Annotated in this window: 18 protein-coding genes; 14 read left to right on the top strand and 4 right to left on the bottom strand. The window is 64.4% G+C overall.

From position 1 onward, the window contains the following. Positions 1 to 17 precede the first annotated feature (17 nt). A complete protein-coding gene (locus B1756_RS20015) occupies positions 18 to 146 on the top strand; it encodes a hypothetical protein (RefSeq protein WP_267128222.1) in 129 nt (42 codons plus the stop codon). Positions 147 to 255: 109 nt separating this feature from the next. Here B1756_RS20015 and B1756_RS03790 read toward each other — a convergent pair whose 3' ends face one another. Further along, complete coding sequence (locus tag B1756_RS03790; protein ID WP_086887349.1) at positions 256 to 918, bottom strand: DUF7500 family protein; 663 nt, start codon at positions 916 to 918, stop codon at positions 256 to 258. Positions 919 to 1294: 376 nt separating this feature from the next. Between B1756_RS03790 and B1756_RS03785 the strand changes: the two genes are divergently transcribed. From B1756_RS03785 to B1756_RS03765, 5 genes are all read left to right on the top strand, one after another. Beyond that, positions 1295 to 3442 (top strand): FlaD/FlaE family flagellar protein, encoded by a 2148-nt coding sequence (locus B1756_RS03785; protein WP_086887348.1) that lies wholly within the window; start codon positions 1295 to 1297, stop codon positions 3440 to 3442. 5 nt (positions 3443 to 3447) lie between these two features. Beyond that, the gene (gene arlH, locus B1756_RS03780; protein WP_086887347.1) at positions 3448 to 4209 is read left to right on the top strand and encodes an archaellum protein ArlH; all 762 of its coding nucleotides are present in this window, start codon (positions 3448 to 3450) and stop codon (positions 4207 to 4209) included. Positions 4210 to 4224: 15 nt separating this feature from the next. Further along, a complete protein-coding gene (locus B1756_RS03775; RefSeq protein ID WP_086887346.1) occupies positions 4225 to 5898 on the top strand; it encodes a type II/IV secretion system ATPase subunit in 1674 nt (557 codons plus the stop codon). A 115-nt stretch (positions 5899 to 6013) separates the two neighbouring features. Further along, entirely contained in the window at positions 6014 to 6403 is a 390-nt protein-coding gene (locus tag B1756_RS03770) for a DUF7522 family protein (RefSeq protein WP_086887345.1), read from the top strand. 118 nt (positions 6404 to 6521) lie between these two features. Then, positions 6522 to 7715: a mechanosensitive ion channel family protein gene (locus B1756_RS03765; protein WP_086887344.1), complete on the top strand. Its 1194-nt coding sequence runs from the start codon at positions 6522 to 6524 to the stop codon at positions 7713 to 7715. A 191-nt stretch (positions 7716 to 7906) separates the two neighbouring features. On the opposite strand, the gene B1756_RS03760 is transcribed toward B1756_RS03765, so the two are convergent. From B1756_RS03760 to B1756_RS03750, 3 genes are read right to left on the bottom strand one after another with little or no spacing between them, the layout of a single operon-like run. Continuing rightward, positions 7907 to 8248, bottom strand: coding sequence for a (2Fe-2S) ferredoxin domain-containing protein (locus B1756_RS03760; RefSeq protein WP_086887343.1), 342 nt, complete (start codon positions 8246 to 8248; stop codon positions 7907 to 7909). Positions 8249 to 8278: 30 nt separating this feature from the next. Next, positions 8279 to 9193, bottom strand: coding sequence for a CbtA family protein (locus B1756_RS03755; RefSeq protein WP_086887342.1), 915 nt, complete (start codon positions 9191 to 9193; stop codon positions 8279 to 8281). A gap of 2 nt (positions 9194 to 9195) precedes the next feature. After that, on the bottom strand, positions 9196 to 9381 hold the full coding sequence (locus B1756_RS03750) for a CbtB domain-containing protein (RefSeq protein WP_086887341.1): 186 nt from the start codon (positions 9379 to 9381) through the stop codon (positions 9196 to 9198). A 403-nt stretch (positions 9382 to 9784) separates the two neighbouring features. On the opposite strand from B1756_RS03750, the gene B1756_RS03745 reads away from it, so the two are divergent. The 8 genes from B1756_RS03745 to B1756_RS03710 are packed head-to-tail and all read left to right on the top strand — an operon-like array spanning position 9785 to position 16669. Then, positions 9785 to 10912, top strand: a complete 1128-nt coding sequence (locus B1756_RS03745; protein WP_086887340.1) for a monovalent cation/H+ antiporter subunit E — start codon at positions 9785 to 9787, stop codon at positions 10910 to 10912. Continuing rightward, complete coding sequence (locus tag B1756_RS03740; RefSeq protein ID WP_086887339.1) at positions 10905 to 11189, top strand: cation:proton antiporter; 285 nt, start codon at positions 10905 to 10907, stop codon at positions 11187 to 11189. Before B1756_RS03745 ends, B1756_RS03740 begins: the two co-directional genes overlap by 8 nt. Continuing rightward, on the top strand, positions 11186 to 11506 hold the full coding sequence (gene mnhG, locus B1756_RS03735) for a monovalent cation/H(+) antiporter subunit G (protein ID WP_086887338.1): 321 nt from the start codon (positions 11186 to 11188) through the stop codon (positions 11504 to 11506). The genes B1756_RS03740 and mnhG overlap by 4 nt, the downstream gene beginning before the upstream one ends. Continuing rightward, entirely contained in the window at positions 11503 to 12087 is a 585-nt protein-coding gene (locus B1756_RS03730; protein WP_086887337.1) for a DUF4040 domain-containing protein, read from the top strand. Before mnhG ends, B1756_RS03730 begins: the two co-directional genes overlap by 4 nt. Continuing rightward, positions 12084 to 12659 (top strand): MnhB domain-containing protein, encoded by a 576-nt coding sequence (locus tag B1756_RS03725; protein ID WP_086887336.1) that lies wholly within the window; start codon positions 12084 to 12086, stop codon positions 12657 to 12659. Before B1756_RS03730 ends, B1756_RS03725 begins: the two co-directional genes overlap by 4 nt. Then, entirely contained in the window at positions 12656 to 13072 is a 417-nt protein-coding gene (locus tag B1756_RS03720) for a cation:proton antiporter subunit C (protein ID WP_086887335.1), read from the top strand. The genes B1756_RS03725 and B1756_RS03720 overlap by 4 nt, the downstream gene beginning before the upstream one ends. Then, positions 13065 to 14864, top strand: a complete 1800-nt coding sequence (locus B1756_RS03715; protein ID WP_086887334.1) for a proton-conducting transporter transmembrane domain-containing protein — start codon at positions 13065 to 13067, stop codon at positions 14862 to 14864. Before B1756_RS03720 ends, B1756_RS03715 begins: the two co-directional genes overlap by 8 nt. Continuing rightward, the gene (locus B1756_RS03710) at positions 14864 to 16669 is read left to right on the top strand and encodes a Na(+)/H(+) antiporter subunit D (protein ID WP_086887333.1); all 1806 of its coding nucleotides are present in this window, start codon (positions 14864 to 14866) and stop codon (positions 16667 to 16669) included. The genes B1756_RS03715 and B1756_RS03710 overlap by 1 nt, the downstream gene beginning before the upstream one ends. Positions 16670 to 16725 lie beyond the last annotated feature (56 nt).

The following is a 16725-nucleotide window of genomic DNA, read 5'->3' as shown; positions in this document are numbered from 1 at the left end:
AGAGCGCTACGATAGCGATGACACCTGACCGACCGTTCATAGATTGTGCCCGTGGGGTCGATTCGATCCACAGTGGCATCCTGCTGTTCGGCTACTCCATATTGCTCTCGCTATTCATGGCCGGCGTGATGTTCCTGAACGGATGACGGTCGGCGGACGCGCCGGTACTCTGGGTATCCAACCGATAGGGCAACTGGCCTGAGAACAGCTCTCTCCGTGGTGCAGCCAGCGAAAGAAGCCGATGTGACGGCTGCCCTACTCGAGTGCCTCGAGCAGGTCGCCGATCGTACTCGAGCGGGTGAGGCCGTGGCGTTTCGCCGTTCGCTTGATGTCGTCGGGTGACGGTGGGGCCGAGAACTCAGAGCGGTCGAACAGGAGCGAGGCGGTCCGCTGGGTCGGGGTCTCCGTTGCGACGTGCTGTGCGTACCACAGCACGAGGTTGTCGAACGTTCCGACGACGTCGTCGGACGTCGTGCGGTGGCGGACGTCGGCACCCTCGAGTCGTGAGACGATATCGACCGCGTAGCGGGCGTCTGTGCGCTCGAGTTCGGCCGCGAGGACGGATCGTGCGGCACCCGGACTCTGGGCAGGCTGTCGATCCGGAGCGCCCTGCTGGGGCTGGTGTTGGTTCGACGGCTGGGAGCCGGGGGTCGCATCGACCGTTCCCTGGGTGGTAGCGCCTGACTGTTCGGTGCGTGGATTCGCCGCAGTTCGGTCGGGGACGTTCGGCGGGCTCCTGTCTGCAGAAACCACGTACCGGCCCTCGGAAACTTCGGCGACGTAGGGACTGTTACTGATGTCGAGATCCTCGGGCGAGAGGACGCCGCCCCCGTCGGATCCACCTGGTTGTTCACTCGGGAGCACGGGCGGTACGTCGGCCTTGTCTTTCGGGCTCCCCCCGCTGTGTCGCTCTGTCATGAGCTCTCAATAGCGGGTGGTTCGACGCGAACGAAAATGAAGCTTTTCCTGATTATCCTCCTGTAGTGAGAGATAATACATCTCACGTCCTCTCGGAACGGATACAGGCGTCTCACGGACGTCTTGCGGAGGGATGACACGCGTCCCGTGTGGCCGAAATGTCTTAATACGGCGCTTCGAATTAGTAGTCACGAATGAATACTCGCCGCTGTCGACAGTCCGTCTGGTCACAGATGTACCTCCGTCGGCACGTTCGGCGAGCCCGCGGTCGGTTCACGGCGTCGACTCAGCAACGGACGTGCGAGAGCGCTCCCCGGATGGAAGCTCGCATGTCGTTCGGATCGGCGTCGAGCGCACCAAACACCACGAATTGACAATGCTACTGTCCATAATCGGTAACATACTGGGAGACGACGATGGTGGATCGAGTAGCTCCGGAAGCGACGACGAAGGCCAACTCGCCGGCAGTATCAGCGAAGACGAGTTGCTTCCCGGAGCCAGTAGTGGGGGAACGGGTGGTGGCGGTGCCGAAAGCGACGACGATATCTTCGGCGACAGCGACGATGACGATGAGTTTCTCGACGACGACGGCGGCATGTCACTCGACGAGATGGGTGACGTCGGCGAGATGGACGACGCGGGAGACATGTCCCTCGAGGGTATGGACGGCGGTGACGGATTCGACGGCATGGATGGCGGCGACGACCAGTACTCGAGCGAGATCAAATCGCGCGTCGAGGAGATGGAAAACGAGGTCGGTTCGCTCGTCTCGACCGTCAACACCGTCCAGAGCGAGAACGAAGAGATCAGCGAATCGCTCGACGACATCGAGGAAAACATCCGAAAACTCCTCGAAGTCTACGAGATGGTGACCCAGGGAGTCAATCCGTTCGTCGAGGACGACTCGATGAGCGACTTCGGTCCCGGAGCCGGAACCGGGAACTTCGACGGTCACAGCCTCTTCGACACGGACGAATCGGTCGAGGACGAAGAGGATATCGACGACGACATCGCGAGCGCGGAAGCCGAGGCATTCCTCGACGAAAGTATCATCGACGACGACGATGACTTCGAGGACGACTTCGATGCCGCAGACGACCTGGACGGCGAAGACGACCTGGACGACGGAGGCGACCTCGAGGATGGTGACGACGGCCCAGCCGACGACGGTGACGTCTCGTTCGACGATCTGAAAGAGGAGTTCGAGTCCGGCGACGCAGAGTGGGATGAAGACGACACGGGCGACGACGTCGATGCCGAAAGTGACGACGATGGTTTCGCCGAGACGGACGCGTTCGACGACGAACTCGACGCCGACGAGGCGGTCGACGACGACCTGACCGACGACGGAGAGACCGGAGACGATACAGAGTCGTTCGACGACGACCTCGAGGTCGAGGCGACAACGGATCAGGTCGACGACAGCGATGTGAGACGGGAGCCAGACGTAATCGCCCCGTGGGACGACGGCGGCCGGCCGTACCTCGACACCGTCCCTTCGGAGTACGACACCGAGTTCCTGGTGATGGACTGGCTCGATTACCTCGTCGGTGAGGCCGGGATCGACGGAGCCGCCCGGACGATCGAGTTCTATCAGTCGATCGCCTGGATCGGCGAGCCAGTCGGCGACTACTTGCAGACGCTCCTGAACGGATTCAATGGAGGACCAGACGCCGACGAACTCGAGGCAAGGTCCGACCTCGGTATCGATCACGGCCGCAGCCTCTGGTGGATCGAACAGATCACGACGCCGTCAAAAGATCAGCCAGCGTACGCCGAGTGGCTGACCCGGAAGCTCCCCACGGGACTCCAGGGCGAGGAAGCTGGGCCAGCCGACGCAACGGACGCCGAGTCGACGCCGATCCAGCTCGAGTACGACGAAGACGTTTCCACCGCGGGCGTCGACGACGAGACGACTGGCGTCACCGGCGTCGACGACGAGCCCGCGTCGCCGGCGGCTGCCCGTACAGGGCCGATCGTCGACGACCGCGTCGACGACACCGTGCCGACGGGTGCTGAAGTCGCCGGTGCAGGGGACGTCCCAGCAGAGGAAACCGATGCCGAGGGAGGTCCCGACGACGACGCAGAATCTGCCACCGGATCCACGGCGGGCGGGTCGCAGGCCCAGAAGATCGCGATCGAAGAACGCGACGGGTCGACCGATCAGTCCGACGCATCGGGTGCTGGAGCCGTTCAGTCCGCACCGACCGTCTCGGCCGGCGGGGTCGACGCCGACGGTGGCCGGATGATCTGGGTCGATCCCGACATCGTTCTCTCGGAATCCGGGGTCGAACTCCGGACGACCCGAGACGCCGAGGACGGAATCGACCGGCGTGACCAGTCTCACCACCCCGAGCTCGTCACGTCGTTACTCGGTGCTGCAGAGGACGAACAGCTCGAGCGGCTTCGCGAAGAGTACGTCAAACCGCTCGTCGACCGAACCGACGACTCCGCACTCGAGCCGTGGCAGATCGATCTGATCCAGTCATTGCTCGCGCCGGACGACCACGCTGATCGGAGGTGACTGCGATGGCAAACAAGAACCTTCGGAACATCTTCCCCATCGGACTCGACGACCGGGATCGGCTGAACAAGGAACTCGGGGGCGGTATTCCCAGCGGCAGTATCGTCCTCATGGAGGGCGATTACGGTGCCGGGAAGAGTGCCCTCTCTCAGCGCTTTACCTACGGGCTGTGTGAAACCGGGAAGTCCGTCACGTTCCTCTCGACGGAACTCGAGGTCAAGGGCTTTTTAGAGCAGATGGACTCGCTGAACTACAACGTCGAAGAACACCTGCTGTTCGAGAATCTGCTGTTCTTGCACGGTGACCTGGACAGCGGCGGCGTCTTCAGTTCCGATGGGGACACGCAACGGCAGGACCTGTTGACTGACCTGATGGAGGCCGAAACCATCTGGTCTGCGGACGTCATTATCATCGACACCTTCGACGCCATCCTCCGGAACGATCCGAAATTCGAGGCGCTCGTCCGGGAGAACGAGGAACGGCAGGCGGCCCTCGAGATCATCTCGTTCCTGCGGAACGTCATCTCGCAGGGGAAAGTCGTGATCCTGACGGTCGACCCCTCGACGGTCGGCGAGGAGGCGATCGGACCGTTCCGCTCGATCGCCGACGTCTACATCGAACTCGAGATGATCGAGGTCGGTAACGACGTTCGTCGGCAGCTGTTTATCAAGCGGTTTGCGGGCATGGGTGAACAGGTCGGTGATCGAATCGGGTACTCGGTTCGGTCCGGCGTTGGTATCGTGATCGAGAACCGTAGCGTCGCCTAGGACGGTGGTCTGGGCATGACCGAGATGGGGACGCCGAAGCCGTCGGACGAGCTTCAGGAACTGGCGGCACGTCGACCACACCTGCGTGAGCACCTGAAGAAGTTCAGGCAGATCACCGGTGAGTTTCCAGTTCTGGTCGACGAGCCGACTGCCGAGTACGAATCGCCCCACCCCAACATCCTGTATCCGGTCGGTGGGCCGATCTACAGTCACATCTACGGCGACGTCGGGACGAAGATGCAGTACTTCGCCGTCGAACCGACGCTCTCGGAGGAAGAACACCTCGTCTTCGAGAAGGTCAAAGACTCGCTGTTGCGAAAGAGCGCGACGAAGAAAGCACCCGAGAAGGAAGCGGAGTACGACGACCGGATCGAAGAACTGCTCGACGAAACGACCCACATCAAGGGCGACGACGTCGAGAACATCGTCGAGCAACTGAAGATCAAGTTTCATCCGAACATCCAGGAAGTCTCGAGGGAAACGTACGAGAACCTCCGGTATCGCCTGAACCGTGACATCGTCGGACTCGGGCCGCTGGAACCGGTCATGCGTGACCCGGCGAACGAGGACATTCACGTGATCGGTCCGAGCGAGTGTTACGTCGATCACGGCGTCTACGGCCTGATCGAGACGACGGTTGACTTCGGGACGCCCGAAGAGTTCGACAACTGGCTCTCGAACATGGGTGAGCGGATCGGCAACCCGATGACCGACGCCGAGCCGATCATCGACTCGACGCTGCCGGACGGCTCGCGTCTGAACGTCATCTACAGCGACGACGTGAGTGTCAAAGGGCCCTCGCTGACGATCCGTCAGGGTGACGAGGTGCCGCTGTCGGTGTGTCAGATTACGAACTGGGGGACGCTCTCGCCCGAACTGGCTGCCTACCTCTGGCTCTGTCTCGAGAACGAGCGAACGGTGTTCGTCGTCGGCGAGACGGCGTCCGGGAAGACGACGACGCTCAACAGCATCATGTCGTTCATCCCGCGGGATTCGAAGATCTACACCGCAGAAGACACCGCAGAGGTGCTGCCGCCACACGACACCTGGCAGCAGCTGCTGACTCGAGAGAGCCGGAGTGAAGACAGCGCGGACGTCGACATGTTCAACCTCGTCGAGGCCGCGCTGCGGTCCCGTCCCGAATACATCGTCGTGGGTGAGGTTCGTGGTGAGGAGGGTCGGATGGCGTTCCAGGCGGCCCAGACCGGCCATCCAGTGATGCTGACGTTCCACGCGAGCGACATCGTCTCGATGATCCAGCGATTTACCGGTGACCCCATCAACGTCCCCGAGACGTTCATGGACAACGCCGACGTGGCGCTGTTCCAGAACCGGGTCAAACAGGGCGACGACGTCCTCCGTCGCGTGACGTCGGTTCAGGAGATCGAGGGCTACTCCGAGGAGATGGACGGGGTCGTCACCCGACAGGTGTTCTACTGGGACCCCGTCGAAGACGAGATCGTCTTCCAGGGGATGAACAACTCCTACGTGCTCGAAGAACAGATCGCGACCCTGCTTGGCTACGCCGACACGCGGGACATCTACGACGACCTGCGCTTCCGCGCCGACATCATCGAGCGGATGATCCAGGAGAACATTCTCGAGTATCACGAGGTAAACGCCGCTATCGACTCCTTCCAGCGCGACGGCGTCGAGGGGCTGCCGTTCCACATCAAACGGCCCGAGTGACCGCGCGGCGTCCTGCCAGCAGACCCGTCAAAGACCGGTTCGTCCGCTGAGCGCTCGAGTGGGAGAGACGTGCTGAGACACCAGAGTAATAGTCCTTCCACGCGGAGTTTCGAGTATGACCGACCCCGATTCGACCTACGGCGAGGTCGTCGCCTACGCTCGCGACGACCTCGGAGACGACCTGCGCGCGGTCGATTACTTCGACAGCACCGAGTATGCGTCGCTGTACATCCGCGACGACGTCGCCGGGCTCTACACCGAATCGGAGTTCGAGCGGATGAGCGTCGAACGGATGTCGAACCTGTTGAACGTCAGTTTCTTCGAGGGGATCTACGACGTCGGAGACTTCCAGTACTCCGTTCGGCGGTTCGACGAGGCGCTGTTGATCTTCATCCCGGTTTCTGACTCGAGCGGGCTGGTGATCTCGACGGAAGTCGATCTCTCGACGTCGATCGTCCGGTTCGCAGAGGAGTGTTTCGACCTCGCGCAAGCGGCCACCGAGTGATCGACGTACCACTCGACACCGACCTCACGACTCGTCGGGCGACTGCGGTGAGGTGTGTACAGCCGATATGCGTCGTTGGCCAGTACGTTCTTGAGCGAGACCACGCGATTCGAATCCGGTGAACGAACACACGGCAGCGATCGGTGCCACACTCGAGAGCGTCACGACCACCGAGGCCCGGCTCCTGGTCACGGCTACCGTCGTCCTCGCGACACTGGTGATCGGCTTCGTCCTCATTCCCGTCGTCGTCCGCCGAGTCGTCCACCACGTCGGTCGACGCCTCGAAGCGAGCGAGGCCGGTTCGCTTCTCGAGACGATCGACGACCTGCTCAGCGTCCCGTTTCCGATGCGGGCGGTAATCCGGACGATCCAGTCGGCGATCCTGCTCGCCGCGGCACTCGTCGGACTGGTCGTCTGGGGATACCTCGAGGTAGCGGCGACGATCCTCTCGGTCCTCGCGGCGGCGGTGCCCTACGCCCTGCGAATCTTCCTGACTGTGGGGCTGCTCGGCGGTGCGGTCGTCGGCACGCGCTACCTCGAGGAGCGACTGGACGACTGGCTCGCCGACGCCAACTACGTTACGGCCCATCAGGAGGGGGTCGTCTTCCGGGTCCTGCAGGTGACGATCTTCGTCGCGGTTGGGCTCTCGGCGATTTCGCTGTGGGGCGTCGATCTCGGCGGCTTGCTCGTCGGGGCTGGATTCCTCGGAATCGTCATGGGAATGGCCGCCCAGCAGACCCTCGGATCGCTCATCGCCGGCTTCGTCCTGATGTTCTCCCGCCCGTTCGAGATCGGCGACTGGGTCGAAATCGGCGAGTTCGAGGGGATGGTCGTCGACATCACTATCATCAACACGCGACTCCGCAGTTTCGACGGCGAGACGATCGTCCTGCCGAACGACGAGGTCTCGAGTGCGACCGTCGTCAACCGGAGCAAGCGTGACCGGCTCCGGCTCACCCTCGAGGTTGGCGTCGACTACGAGACGGACCTCGAACACGCAGAGGAGGTCGCCATCGAGGCGATGGAGTCGGTCGACGACGTCTCCCCGGCGCCCAGACCGAAGGTCATCCCCACGACGTTCGGCGACTCGGCGATCACACTCGAGTGTCGGTTCTGGATTCGCCAGCCAAACGCCCACCGGAAGTGGACGACGATCCAGTCGGTGATCCACGAACTCAAAGCGGCGTACGACCGGGAGGAAATCGGTATCCCGTATCCACAGCGAGAACTCAGTGCGCGTGCGGGTGGTGGGCTTCAGGTTCCCGATACCGAGAGCGGCGACACAGCACTCAGCTACGACGAACAGCACTGACTGCAGCGGGTCTCGGTCGTCAGAAGCGATCGACGACCCGATTTCGCAGTTCGGTTTTCTGCACCTTCTCGCCGTTTGGCCCCTCGGTCGTCGGGAACGATTCGACCACCTCGAGAGTCACGTCACCGGTGTCGTCCGCGGTCTCGTCGACGGGGAGGGGACAAAAATCGTCCGCCCCTCGGCTACTGCAGTCAGGGTGTCGATCGCGTCGTGGCGATCCGATCGGCGTCCGGGCCGAACGCCTCGGCGAGCAGGTCGGGAACCTCCTCGGGAGTGATGTCGGAGTACCACACGTCCTCCGGTTGGATCGTGATCGCGGTCCCGCCCTCACTGCAGAGGCCGAGACACCCGGTCGTCGAGACGCCGACCGGCGACCAGAAGGCGTTGCGCTCCCGGAGCCAGTCTTTGATCGCCGCGAGGGTCTCGTCGGCACCGACGTCGCCACAGCAGGCGTACTCCGAGTCGCGCTCGTTCGTACAGACGAAGACGAACGCCTCGAGTCGCTCTCGTTGCTGGTCGGTTCGGTCCTTCATGACGTCTGTCTCGTGATCTCGGTCATTTGTTTACGGACTCGCAAGTAACTCCTCGCGGTCGGTCCTCGACTCGAACAGCCCGGCGCGGCGCTGGAACCAGTTGAACGAGCCGGCGATCAGGAGCCAGATGCCGGCCTGACTGAACGCCGCAGTCGCCTGGTAGACGGTGACGACCTCACTCGAGAGGTCGGGGTGGGAGACGATGGTCGGTGTCGCGAGCGGAAGCACGATCACGACGGCGAGGATCGGGACGGCCCCGCCGAGCAATCCGAGGCCGAGGTGACGACTCGAGAGTCGCTTGAACGCCGTGATCGCGAGCGCAGAGACGACGACTCCGAGGGCGACGAGACCGACGTAGATCCCGAGTCGCGCGTCGATCCCGAGCGTGTTTTCGGCACCCGGTGCGGCTGGCGGAAGCACCAGCCACGGAACGGCCGAGACCGAAAAGAAGCCCGCGCCGGCGAGCACGTAGGATTTGACGCCGTCCCGGCCGGGCAGAGCGGGCTCGAGGAGGTACAGCGCGATGGCGAAGATGCCGCCGAGCAGGATCGCCCAGAGGACGCCGCTGCCGGCGCTGACGATAAAATTCGTCGTCTCGGAGACGGCGTGGCTGTGGTCGTGGCCGTGAGCGTGATCGATGGCGCCGTGATCGTCACTGTGGGCGTGACCGTGGTCGTCGCCGTGGCCGTCGTCGTGTCCGTGGCCGTCGTCGTGTCCGTGGCCGTCGTCGTGTCCGTGGCCGTCGTCGTGTCCGTGGCCGTCGTCGTGTCCGTGGCCGTCGTCGTGTCCGTGGTCGTCGCCGTGGCCGTCGTCGTGTCCGTGGTCGTGCCCGACGTCGTGGAGATACTGGCTGAACGGGTTGCCCACGTACACCATATAGAGGCCGTAGGCCAGTCCGGCGACGATTCCCGAGAAGACGCCGCGCTGGAGGTAGTCCGCGATCATCGTCAGTGACAGGCGATCCCCGCTGCGTGGCGGAAATTGTGCATCGCATCGTGAACGAGCGGTTCCTGAACGAACACCAGCGCGAACGCGATGGCTGCGCCGAAGGCGAGCCCGCTGGCAGCCTGCAGCGGCGTCACGTGCTCTCGTGCGAGTGCGAAGCGATCCGAAACTGTCTCTTGCTGACTCATAAACTCAGCTTTCTCTTCTGAAAGCTAGGTTGTAAAACTTGTGGTCCGGATAAACGTCTCGTCGCCGAATCGAGGCTGTGTCACCCAGTTCGCGGCTGATTCAGTCGCGGCCAGATACGTATCCGGACGAATGTTGTCCCGAGTCAGAAAATGCAAAACGAACGGGAACGAACACGATAGATACGAGGCATTATACCGAATCTCCGGGCCGTCTGGCGGATAACGAAATAGTTTTCCTACGGGTCCCGCATGGGTCGACTAACGAGACGAGAGACATGAGTATCACACGACGGCCACTCCACGGGGTGTCCCTGGCGGGCCGAGCGCCGGCGTCGGCGGATTTCTGTTCTCGAGTCCGACGCCCGGACGCCGCCAGCGGCACGCCGATACGGAGGTGGCCAACATGACCGACGACGGGGGCGGAATCCTGGTACCGGTCGCACCGACCCAGACGCTCGAGGAGACGGTCTCACATGCGGTCGCGCGCTCGCGAGAAACTGGTGGGTGTCCGATCCACCTGGTTCGAACCGTCTCCGGCCACCACGTCGGCGATCCACCAGCTCGCGATCGGGACGTCGTCGAGCGAGCGGAACGCCGGGCGCGTGAGGCCGCAGCCGACGACGCCTCGATCACCACGGCGATCATCGGTACCGATCGATACCTCGCGACCCCGGCGGAACACGTCGAACGCTACCTCGAGTACGGACGTGCTCACGACCTCGACAGGGTGGTTCTCGACCCGAACTACTCGTTCGACGCGACGGCACCGACCTTGCAATCGCTCGAGTCGATGGTCGCCGACATCGACATCGACATCGAGGAAGCGCCGGTCGACGACGACCGAGGGCTGACGGCGGGCGAACTCGTCCGCGCCGGCGTGATTGGCGTCGTCGCCTTCGTGTTCTACGTTGCACTCGGTGGTCCGACCTACACGTTCGCGCTGGCTTCGGGGGTCGTCACGGCGATCATCGCTGCCGCCCTGTTGCGAAACGTCGCCTTCGAGACGACGCCCCATCTCGGGCCAGTCTTGCGGGTCTTCGGACGTGGGCTCGTCTTCGTCCCCTACATGCTCTGGGAGATCACGAAGGCGAACGTGTTGTTCGCGTACGTGGTATTGCACCCCAGTTTGCCGATCGACCCGCGACTCGACAGCGTCGAGGCCGCCGTGGGGAGCGGGCTCTCCGTGACCTCCTTCGCCAACAGCATCACCCTGACACCGGGAACCCTGACCGTCGACGCCGACGGCCACCACCTGCTCGTTCACTCACTCAACGCCAGCGCACAGGAGGACCTCTTCGAGGGTGTCCACGAACGGGCCGTTCGATTCCTCTTCTACGGTCGCGATGCGCTCTCACTCGACGGTCCGGCGGCTCGAGGCGACGTTACGCCGCTTGTCGGTCCGGACGCCGAGCCCTCGAGCGCGGTCGCGACCGACGGTGGAATCGAGGCGGCCGCGGACGACGAGTCGGCGAGTGACGCCACCGACTCGAGTGAGCCAGCGGGCAATCCAGCGGAGGTGTCCGATGACTGACCTCGCAGCCACTGCGCTGCTCGCGGCCGCAGCGGTCGTCGTCCTCATCGCGGCGGTCGTTCTCTACCGGGTGATCGCCGGACCAACGACGCACGACCGGGTCGTCGCGGTCAACGTCATCGGGACCTCGATCGTGATGGTGCTGGCGTTGATCGCTGCCGGCCTCGATCGGCCGGAGTACCTCGACATCGCGATCGTCTACGCGTTGCTCAACTTCGTGTTGAGCCTCGTCGTCGGCCGGTTCACCTACGACTCCGAGGGGGTGTCCTGGCGATGATCGTCACCGCCTTCGTGATCGTCTTCGCCGCGATCGGCGTCTTCTTCACGTTCGTCGCCGCGGTCGGGATGCTCCGACTCCCCGACGTCTACAGCCGCTCACACGCGGCGACCAAAGCCGACACGCTCGGTGCCGGGTTCTCGATCCTCGCCGTCGCGATCTACTTCGGCACCGCAGGTGAGATCCTTCGAGCGGCACTGCTGATCGTGTTCATCTACTACACCAATCCGACGGCCGCCCACGCCATCACCCGGGCGGCCTACAGCCGGGGTATCGACGTCTGGACGGCCGACGACCGCGAGGAGGGATCGCGATGATCTGGCTCGAGCTCGCACTGATCGCGTTCGTCGTGATCGGTGCGCTGTTCGTCGCGTTCGCCCGGGACGTCGTCGGTGCCATCGTCACGTTCGCAGGTCTCACACTCGGCATCGCCGTCATCTGGGTGCTGCTCGCAGCACCCGACGTGGCGCTGATCGAGGCGGCCGTCGGCGCGGGAGTCACCTCCGTGCTGTTTATGATCACGGTCAAGAAGACCGTCGGTATCAGGGGGAGCGGGCCCGAAGACGCCGACGAGAAGGGAGCGCTGCGCTCTCTCAACGTCCCCGCACTCGTGATGGTCGGCGCGCTGGCGGTCCCGCTTGGATACGCCTTCCTCGCGCTCGACCCCGTCGGTGCAGTCGACGCACCTGCGGTCTCAGAGACCTACTTCGGCGAGGGCGGCGAGCAGACGCCCTACGGCTACTACATGGCCGAGACTCTCGAGGACGCCGGATTCCCGAACGCCGTCGTGGCCGTCCTCGTCGTGTATCGTGGGCTGGACACGCTGGGTGAACTCATCGTCGCGTTCGCCGCAGCGGTGAGCATTCTGGTCGTACTGAAACGGGAGGACATCCTATGACGGGGCCGGACCGCCGAACCAACACGGAGTCCGAGACCGAGGAAGAGTCGACCGCCGACGGAGACGGCGGAGACGACGGCGTCGACGCGGCGGAGAACCCCTCGACCGCCGACGTCGCGGACGCCGACGATTTAGAGCGCCTGACCGACGTCACCGAAAGTCCCGTCGTGACGACCGCGTCGCGGACGATCACGCCGTTCGTCGTCGCCTTCGGGATCTACCTGACTCTGTTCGGGACGAGTCTCCCGGGCGGGGCGTTCCAGGGCGGCGTCGTGATGGCCTCGACGGTCGTCCTCGTCGCCATGGCGTTCGGTTTCGGGCCGACGCGAGAGTGGCTCGACGAGCGGGCGCTCGCCGGGCTGTTCGTCCTCGGAGCCGGCATCTTCGGGGTCGTCGCGTTCGGGGCCGTCGTCCTCGGTGGCGACGTGCTCGAGCTGTTCGTCTTCCCACTCACCGTCGAGGACATGGTCAAGCTGGTCGAGGTCGCGATCGCCGCGCTCGTCGCCGGCGTGATCATCGGCCTGTTCGTCTGGCTCGCCGCTGGTTTCGGCGAGGGAGGTGATTCGATATGATTCCATTCGAGATCGGTGCCTACCACTACTACTTCACGTCGTTCGCGCTCTTCCTGATCGGGCTCTACATGATGATCGACGACCCGAACCTGATCAAGAAGATCATCGGGCTCAACTTCGCACAGATCGCGGTCTACCTGATGCTCGTCACCATCGGCTACGTCGACGGGGCGAGCCCGCCGATCCTCGCCGACGGGTTCGACGCACCACACGCCAATCCGCTGATGCACGTGCTCGTGCTGACTGCCATCGTCGTCGGGGTCGCGCTCACTGCGCTGGCGCTTGCGCTGACGATCCGGCTCTACGCGGAGTTCGGCACGTTAGACACCCGCGAGATCGAGGCCGCGATCGCCGCCGACGATACGACGTCGGCGAACACCGGTGGCGGATCTGGAGGTGAGAGCGATGACTGAGTTCCTCCTCGCGAGCGCGACGACCGTCCCGGACGTCAGACCGGGTGCGGTCCTGTTCGTCCCCATCGTCGCGGTCGCGCTCATCTTCCTCTCACGGAACCGGCCGAACGTCCGGGAAGTCTGGTCGATCCTCGCGGCCCTCTCGATGTTCGCCATCGTCGCCAGTATGGTGCCGGGCGTCCTCGAGGGGACCGTCTACGAGACCAACTTCGGGACGCTCGTCGGCTGGGACGATTCGGCGATCGACCTCGTGCTCCGGGCCGACGCCCTCGGGATGGTGTTCGCGCTCGTCTCGAGTGGCCTCTACGTCCTCACCGCGCTCTACAGCATCGGCTACATGCGCGGCCACCACGAGCCGTTCCAGACGCGCTTTTTCGCGATGCTGTGTGCGAGCGTGGGCGCGGCACTGGGCGTCGCGTTCGCGTCGAACATCTTCGTTCTCCTCGTCTTCTACGAGGTCCTGACGCTCGCGACCTACCCGCTGGTCGCCCACGACGAGTCCCGCGAGGCGCGCGTCTCGGGCTACAAGTACCTCGCGTACGCCCTCTCGGGCGGGCTCGCCGTCTTCGGTGGGATGGTCGCGGTCTTCTGGCTCGCCGGTGACATGACCTTCACCCGCGGTGGCATCGAGGGACTCGCAACCGTCGCGTCCGAAGATCCGTGGGCCGCCCGCGGGGCGTTCGCCCTGCTCGCTGGCGGCTTCATGGTGAAAGCCGGCGTCATGCCGGTCCACGCCTGGCTGCCGAGTGCGATGGTCGCGCCGACGCCCGTCTCCGGCCTGCTCCACGCGGTCGCGGTCGTCAAGGCCGGCGCGTTCGGCGTCGCCCGGACCGTCATCGACGTCTTCGGGCCCGGAACCGTCCAGGAGATCGGGATGGGCGTCCCACTCGCGATCCTCGCGGGCGCGACGATCATCATCGCGAGCCTGTTCGCGCTCCGTCAGGACAACCTCAAGGCCAGACTGGCGTACTCGACGATCGCCCAGCTTTCCTACATCGTGCTGGGGATGGCGCTGCTGGCCCCCGAGGCGCTGATGGGCGGACTCCTGCACATCCCCGCCCACGCGTTCGCGAAGCTGACGCTGTTCCTCTGTGCCGGGGCACTGTACGTCCAGCTCGAGGTGAAGTACATCAGCGAGATGCCGGGGATCGCGAGGCGGATGCCCGTGACGATGAGTGCGTTCACACTGGCGAGTTTCAGCATGGCCGGCATCCCGATCCTCGCCGGTTTCGTCAGCAAGTGGCACCTCCTCTGGGGAGGTGCCGAAGCTGGCACCCTCCTCGTCCCGGCCGTCCTGATCGCCTCCGGTGCGCTCAACGTCGCGTACTTCTGGCCGATCATCTTCACGGCCTTCTTCGAGACCGCTCGAGACCACGGTGGCAAGCCCGTCCTCGAGCACCCATTCGGTGGCGTGCCCGAGGCCTCGCGTGAGTACCGTTCCGACGGCGGCGTTCCCGACGGCGGCGACGACCACGACCACGACGAGGACGAAGATCACCACGGCGCCGACGCCGAGGAAGATCACGTCGAAGACGTCGACGACTACGACGACGGTGACCACGATGGTCACGACACCGACGACCACGGCCACGGTCACGGCCACGTCGAACTCCCACCGAGCGACGGCTGGGATCGACCCGGTGGCCGCCTTCGAGAGACGACAGCGTTCATGCTCGTTCCACTGATGACGACGGCAACACTCGTAGTGCTGTTCGGTATCGCCCCCGACTCGATGGTCTTTTTCGACCTCATCGAGGGAATCGCCGAGGCTGCCTGGGAGGTGGGTGACTGATGAACGAGTTGCTCCTCTCGGTGCCGCCAGCCCTGCTCGTCGCCGTCGCACTCCTGGTGACACCCCTGCTCTCGCGACGACTCGCCCACGGGCTGGCGACGGTCGCGCTGGTCGCGGTCGTCGCCTGGGCACTCGTCGTCGAGAGCGGGGTCGGCCCGACCGCGACGTTCATGGGCTTCGAGTTGCTTCTGGTCGAGGTCGACCAGTTCTCCCGACTAATGGCGATCATCTTCGGCGCGTTCGGCGCGTTCGCGGTCTCCTATGCCTACTTCGCCGACACGACGAATCGCCACCTGATGTGGGGACTGGGCTACGTCACGGCCTCGCTGTGGACGGTCATGGTCGGTGACTGGCTCGCGCTGATCGTCGGCTGGGAGGCGATGGCCATCGCCAGCACCGTCTTCATCTGGCTCTCCGGCGGCCGCTCGATCCGAACGGGCTACCGCTACGCGCTGGCTCACGCCATCGGCGGCAGCCTCCTGCTCGCCGGCATCGTCCTCTACCTGTTCTACGGGACCGACGGCGGTGCGACTGCACTCCACTTCACCGAGACCAACGTCGCCGGCCTCGAAGTGCCCGTCGGCGGGACGACCATCTCCGTCGTCGCCGCCTTGATGGGGCTCGGTATCGGCCTGAACGCCGCGATCATCGGCTTGCACGCCTGGCTGCCCGACACCTACCCGAGCCCGCACGTCGCGACCTCGGTCTTCCTCGCCTGTTATACGACCAAGACGGCCGTCTACGCCTCCTACCGGGCGTTCCCGGAGGAGAACCTCTACCTGGCGTACATGGGCGGGGCGATGGCGATCTACGGAGCGGCGTTCGCGCTCGCCCAGAAGGACATGCGTCGGCTGCTCTCCTATCACATCCAGGGACAGGTCGGCTTCATGCTCGTCGGCATCGGCGTCGGCACGCAACTCGGCGTCGCCGGCGGCTTCGCCCACCTGTTCAACCACATCCTCTACAAGGGCCTGCTGTTCATGGCCGCAGGGATCATCATCATCAAGATCGGCAAGGAGAGTCTCGACAAGTTCGGCGCGGTCGGCGCCACCGCGCCCGTCGCGCTCGGGGCCTTCCTCGTCGGCGCGCTCTCGATTTCGGGCTTTCCCGGCTTCAACGGCTTCATCAGCAAGGGAATGCTCACCGACGCCGTCATCGCCGCCGACCTCACCACGCTCGAGTGGATGCTCTACCTCGGCAGCGTCGGCACCTACGCGTCGTTCATCAAGTTCGGCTACTACGCCTTCCTCGACGGCGAGCCGGTTTCGATGCCCGACGCCGACTGGGGCCACACCATCGTTACCGGTGGCGTTGCGGCAGGCTGTATCGGCTTCGGGCTGTACTACCCGGCGCTGTACGCGATCATTCCCTTCGGTGACGTCTGGGGGGTCGAGCCGTACTCGATGTACCAGTTCACGAAAGCCGGCGTTCTCGCTGCCGGTGGCCTGCTGGTGTTCGTCGTCTCGAAGCCGCTGCTCGATTCGTTCCACGGCGGCAAAGACGTCGACCGGGCTCACGACCCGCTCGCGTTCTACGGCGCGAAGGGGCTCTCCGGCGGCATCGGCGGCATCTACAACCGCGTCGACGCGGCCGTCGTCGGCACCGGGTGGGCGCTGGTCGACGCCGCCCACGACCCGAGCACGACCATCCGCGGGTTGCTTCCCGACGGCTGGCAGGACCGGTACGATCGCCGACTCGAGCGCACCCCCGGCAAGACCGGTGGCAAGCTCGGGATCGGACTGACCATCTACGTCGCGGCGGGCGTGCTCACCATCGCACTCGCCCTCGCGCTCTTCATCCAGTGATACCATGACGACGACTACGCACACGACGACACGGACGCGGGATCGACACGACGACT

It is taken from the genome of Natrarchaeobaculum aegyptiacum, from assembly GCF_002156705.1.
Lineage (GTDB): Archaea > Halobacteriota > Halobacteria > Halobacteriales > Natrialbaceae > Natrarchaeobaculum > Natrarchaeobaculum aegyptiacum.
The sequence above is the reverse complement of the archived record's forward strand: the minus strand, read 5'-3'. Positions and strand labels throughout refer to the sequence as shown.

Excerpts from the sequence above, each read along its gene's own strand:
- B1756_RS03715 (WP_086887334.1), top strand. The coding sequence starts at position 13,065 with ATGACTGAGTTCCTCCTCGCGAGCGCGACGACCGTCCCGGACGTCAGA.
- B1756_RS03750 (WP_086887341.1), bottom strand. The coding sequence starts at position 9,381 with ATGAGTCAGCAAGAGACAGTTTCGGATCGCTTCGCACTCGCACGAGAG.
- B1756_RS03790 (WP_086887349.1), bottom strand. The coding sequence starts at position 918 with ATGACAGAGCGACACAGCGGGGGGAGCCCGAAAGACAAGGCCGACGTA.
- B1756_RS03725 (WP_086887336.1), top strand. The coding sequence starts at position 12,084 with ATGACGGGGCCGGACCGCCGAACCAACACGGAGTCCGAGACCGAGGAA.
- B1756_RS20015 (WP_267128222.1), top strand. The coding sequence starts at position 18 with ATGACACCTGACCGACCGTTCATAGATTGTGCCCGTGGGGTCGATTCG.
- B1756_RS03770 (WP_086887345.1), top strand. The coding sequence starts at position 6,014 with ATGACCGACCCCGATTCGACCTACGGCGAGGTCGTCGCCTACGCTCGC.
- B1756_RS03710 (WP_086887333.1), top strand. The coding sequence starts at position 14,864 with ATGAACGAGTTGCTCCTCTCGGTGCCGCCAGCCCTGCTCGTCGCCGTC.
- B1756_RS03740 (WP_086887339.1), top strand. The coding sequence starts at position 10,905 with ATGACTGACCTCGCAGCCACTGCGCTGCTCGCGGCCGCAGCGGTCGTC.
- mnhG (WP_086887338.1), top strand. The coding sequence starts at position 11,186 with ATGATCGTCACCGCCTTCGTGATCGTCTTCGCCGCGATCGGCGTCTTC.
- B1756_RS03730 (WP_086887337.1), top strand. The coding sequence starts at position 11,503 with ATGATCTGGCTCGAGCTCGCACTGATCGCGTTCGTCGTGATCGGTGCG.
- B1756_RS03760 (WP_086887343.1), bottom strand. The coding sequence starts at position 8,248 with ATGAAGGACCGAACCGACCAGCAACGAGAGCGACTCGAGGCGTTCGTC.
- B1756_RS03720 (WP_086887335.1), top strand. The coding sequence starts at position 12,656 with ATGATTCCATTCGAGATCGGTGCCTACCACTACTACTTCACGTCGTTC.
- B1756_RS03775 (WP_086887346.1), top strand. The coding sequence starts at position 4,225 with ATGACCGAGATGGGGACGCCGAAGCCGTCGGACGAGCTTCAGGAACTG.
- arlH (WP_086887347.1), top strand. The coding sequence starts at position 3,448 with ATGGCAAACAAGAACCTTCGGAACATCTTCCCCATCGGACTCGACGAC.
- B1756_RS03745 (WP_086887340.1), top strand. The coding sequence starts at position 9,785 with ATGACCGACGACGGGGGCGGAATCCTGGTACCGGTCGCACCGACCCAG.
- B1756_RS03785 (WP_086887348.1), top strand. The coding sequence starts at position 1,295 with ATGCTACTGTCCATAATCGGTAACATACTGGGAGACGACGATGGTGGA.
- B1756_RS03755 (WP_086887342.1), bottom strand. The coding sequence starts at position 9,193 with ATGATCGCGGACTACCTCCAGCGCGGCGTCTTCTCGGGAATCGTCGCC.